Source organism: Lysinibacillus mangiferihumi (assembly GCF_003049665.1).
Lineage (GTDB): Bacteria > Bacillota > Bacilli > Bacillales_A > Planococcaceae > Lysinibacillus > Lysinibacillus mangiferihumi.
In genome coordinates, this window is sequence record NZ_PYWM01000083.1 from 1 (window position 1) to 2,207 (window position 2,207).

Here is a 2,207-nt window from a genome sequence, read left to right on the forward strand (position 1 = left end):
AAGATGAGATTTCCCATTACGCAAGTAAGTAAGATCCCTCAAAGACGATGAGGTAGATAGGTTCGAGGTGGAAGTGTGGTGACACATGGAGCTGACGAATACTAATCGATCGAGGACTTAACCAAAAGTTTGAAACATTCAATGAACCGTTTATCCAGTTTTGAAAGAATAAAAAAGTATTTCTTAAATACTTGTAATTATAATAATATATGTTATAATAGATAATGTCTTTCAAATAGTCTAGTGATGATGGCAAAGAGGTCACACCCGTTCCCATACCGAACACGGAAGTTAAGCTCTTTAGCGCCGATGGTAGTTGGGGGCTTCCCCCTGTGAGAGTAGGACGTCGCTAGGCTATACATACTAAAATTATTCCGAAGTAGCTCAGTTGGTAGTAGCACCTGACTGTTAATCAGGTTGTCGCAGGTTCGAGTCCTGCCTTCGGAGCCATTCTTGGAGAGTTGTCCGAGTGGCCGAAGGAGCACGATTGGAAATCGTGTAGGCGGTTAACACTGTCTCAAGGGTTCAAATCCCTTACTCTCCGCCAGCACTTTAGGATTCCAATCATAAAGGCCCCTTGGTCAAGCGGTTAAGACACCGCCCTTTCACGGCGGTAACACGGGTTCGAATCCCGTAGGGGTCACCATTTATAACGAATACCCAGATGGAGGATTAGCTCAGCTGGGAGAGCATCTGCCTTACAAGCAGAGGGTCGGCGGTTCGAGCCCGTCATCCTCCACCATTTTTAAAAATAAAAAAATAGTATTATCGCGGGGTGGAGCAGTGGTAGCTCGTCGGGCTCATAACCCGAAGGTCACAGGTTCAAATCCTGTCTCCGCAACCAAAATGGTCCCGTGGTGTAGCGGTTAACATGCCTGCCTGTCACGCAGGAGATCGCCGGTTCGATCCCGGTCGGGACCGCCATTTTTAAAATAATAAATATGGGTCAGTAGCTCAGTTGGTAGAGCATTAGATTGAAGCTCTAAGTGTCGGCGGTTCGATTCCGTCCTGACCCATCATGTTTTTTTGCCGGTTTAGCTCAGCAGGTAGAGCAACTGACTTGTAATCAGTAGGTCGTGGGTTCGATTCCTATAGCCGGCACCATGTTTTCCTGGAGGGGTAGCGAAGTGGCTAAACGCGGCGGACTGTAAATCCGCTCCTTAGGGTTCGGCGGTTCGAATCCGTCCCCCTCCACCAGTTTTTTATAGGGGCATAGTTCAACGGTAGAATAGAGGTCTCCAAAACCTTTGGTGTGGGTTCGATTCCTACTGCCCCTGCCAATTAATTTTATGGCGATTGTGGCGAAGTGGTTAACGCACCGGATTGTGGTTCCGGCATTCGTGGGTTCGATTCCCATCAGTCGCCCCATTTACTATAAAATTAAAATAAAACTATAAAGCAATGGCGATTGTGGCGAAGTGGTTAACGCACCGGATTGTGGTTCCGGCATTTCGTGGGTTCGATTCCCATCAGTCGCCCCATTGTTGGGGTATAGCCAAGCGGTAAGGCAACGGATTTTGATTCCGTCAGGCCTAGGTTCGAATCCTAGTACCCCAGCCATTTATGCGGAAGTAGTTCAGTGGTAGAACACCACCTTGCCAAGGTGGGGGTCGCGAGTTCGAACCTCGTCTTCCGCTCCAATAATATGGCGGCATAGCCAAGTGGTAAGGCACAGGTCTGCAACACCTTTATCACCGGTTCAAATCCGGTTGCCGCCTCCATATTTTTTTCTTAATCGGATACTCCGATTTTTTTTATCTCTAAAGTATTATGCCGGTGTGGCGGAATTGGCAGACGCGCACGACTCAAAATCGTGTTCCTTTGGAGTGTCGGTTCGACCCCGACCACCGGTATCATCACGTACATATACGTTACGTTTAGTAAGATTAGAAAGCTCACAAACCTTGATAGAACAGGGTTTGTGGGCTTTTTACATTTATTGGGTTACGATAGGAAACGATAAGAATCGAAATCTTTTTACACACAGGCAGGTTCATTTTACACAAGTTTTTACACAAGCTGCAATCCGAGAAAATGTGATTGATAAAGGAGAGCAAACTAAAAAAGCTCATGTTTGAAAAATAAAATGTACCCTATCAGATAGACACTTTGAAAAAAGTCCTACTGATAGGGGCTTTTTGTTTATAATGAGAAAAAAAGATGTTGGAGCGGAACTAATGACAAAAAGATTATTCACAAAAAAAGAA

The 2,207-nt window shown here is 45.7% G+C and carries 16 tRNA genes and 2 rRNA genes; all 18 read left to right on the forward strand.

Annotated features, from left to right (window positions below):
- A 23S ribosomal RNA gene (locus tag C9J37_RS27360) occupies window positions 1–125 on the forward strand; the annotation flags it as partial.
- 114 nt (window positions 126–239) lie between these two features.
- A 5S ribosomal RNA gene (gene rrf / locus C9J37_RS27365) occupies window positions 240–355 on the forward strand.
- An 18-nt stretch (window positions 356–373) separates the two neighbouring features.
- Window positions 374–450: transfer RNA gene (locus C9J37_RS27370), tRNA-Asn, on the forward strand.
- Between the two features lie 5 nt (window positions 451–455).
- Window positions 456–547: transfer RNA gene (locus C9J37_RS27375), tRNA-Ser, on the forward strand.
- 24 nt (window positions 548–571) lie between these two features.
- Window positions 572–646 (forward strand) — tRNA-Glu (locus C9J37_RS27380).
- A 20-nt stretch (window positions 647–666) separates the two neighbouring features.
- A tRNA-Val gene (locus C9J37_RS27385) sits at window positions 667–742 on the forward strand.
- 27 nt (window positions 743–769) lie between these two features.
- Window positions 770–844: transfer RNA gene (locus C9J37_RS27390), tRNA-Met, on the forward strand.
- 4 nt (window positions 845–848) lie between these two features.
- A tRNA-Asp gene (locus C9J37_RS27395) sits at window positions 849–924 on the forward strand.
- Window positions 925–943: 19 nt separating this feature from the next.
- Window positions 944–1,016 (forward strand) — tRNA-Phe (locus C9J37_RS27400).
- A 12-nt stretch (window positions 1,017–1,028) separates the two neighbouring features.
- Window positions 1,029–1,104, forward strand: a tRNA-Thr gene (locus tag C9J37_RS27405).
- A 9-nt stretch (window positions 1,105–1,113) separates the two neighbouring features.
- Window positions 1,114–1,197 (forward strand) — tRNA-Tyr (locus C9J37_RS27410).
- 9 nt (window positions 1,198–1,206) lie between these two features.
- Window positions 1,207–1,280 (forward strand) — tRNA-Trp (locus C9J37_RS27415).
- Window positions 1,281–1,292: 12 nt separating this feature from the next.
- Window positions 1,293–1,368, forward strand: a tRNA-His gene (locus C9J37_RS27420).
- Between the two features lie 36 nt (window positions 1,369–1,404).
- Window positions 1,405–1,481: transfer RNA gene (locus C9J37_RS27425), tRNA-His, on the forward strand.
- 4 nt (window positions 1,482–1,485) lie between these two features.
- Window positions 1,486–1,560, forward strand: a tRNA-Gln gene (locus C9J37_RS27430).
- Between the two features lie 5 nt (window positions 1,561–1,565).
- A tRNA-Gly gene (locus C9J37_RS27435) sits at window positions 1,566–1,640 on the forward strand.
- A gap of 7 nt (window positions 1,641–1,647) precedes the next feature.
- A tRNA-Cys gene (locus C9J37_RS27440) sits at window positions 1,648–1,721 on the forward strand.
- Between the two features lie 51 nt (window positions 1,722–1,772).
- Window positions 1,773–1,853: transfer RNA gene (locus C9J37_RS27445), tRNA-Leu, on the forward strand.
- Window positions 1,854–2,207 lie beyond the last annotated feature (354 nt).